The sequence below is a fragment of the Neoroseomonas rubea genome, assembly GCF_016106015.1.
GTDB classification, from domain to species: Bacteria; Pseudomonadota; Alphaproteobacteria; order Acetobacterales; family Acetobacteraceae; genus Neoroseomonas; species Neoroseomonas rubea.
Genome location: NZ_JACADQ010000698.1, coordinates 1 through 779 on the forward strand (window position 1 = coordinate 1; position 779 = coordinate 779).

1 pseudogene is annotated in these 779 nt (G+C 76.6%); it reads left to right on the plus strand.

Annotation, left to right across the window (positions count from 1 at the left end):
• Nucleotides 1-490 (plus strand): annotated as a pseudogene (locus HW577_RS26785) (hypothetical protein); the annotation flags it as partial.
• Nucleotides 491-779 lie beyond the last annotated feature (289 nt).

Sequence of the window (779 nt, forward strand, 5' to 3'; positions counted from 1 at the left end):
CGCCGGCGGCGACTCGCCGGGCAACAGCGGTGGCCAGGGCGGCGGCGCGGCGGGGAACTCCGCGGGCGCCCCAGGCCAGGCCGGAGGGTCGCCGGGCAACTCCGCGAATGCGCCGGGTCAGTCGGCCTCCGGCCGCGGCGATACGCCGGGCCGCAGCGGCTCCGCGCCCGGCCAGGCGCAAGGCGCCGTCGGTGACCGCGGCGCGCTGTCCAGCGCGCTCGGCGGCCTGAACGCTGCCAATGCCTCCCCCCGCGCGCGGGAGAATGCGGCGCCCAATTCGCGTGTCGGCCGCGTATCCGATTACGAGGCAGCGATGGTCGAGGCGTTTTCGATGCCGCCCGGCGTCGCGCGCGACCAGGCCATCGCCCGCGCACGGGCGCAGGAACTCCAGGCCGCGGCGAACCGCCCGGTCACCTCGGCCGTGGTGCAGCGCGTCGATGCGCTGCTCGGGCTACCCGCCACCGACCCGACGCTGGGTGTCGGGCGCTAACGCGGTTCCCTGTGGCCATGGCGCAAGTGGACCTGTAGGGGTCTCTCGTGCCGCCATCATCCCCATCCACCCCAGCGATCCTGGCGGGGCGCCCACTGTGCTAGCCGGCCGCGGCGTGCGCCGAACGGGAACGGCCGTGCGGATCTTGCTGCTCGCGATTCTCCTGCTCGGCGGCGGATGCGCGCTGACCGGCGGCTCCGAAGTGCCGAGCGCGCCGCCGCCGGCACCCGAGGCGCGGGACCGTGCCCGCGCCGCCATGCTGCACCGCGACGGCCTGCGCGCGCTGCGC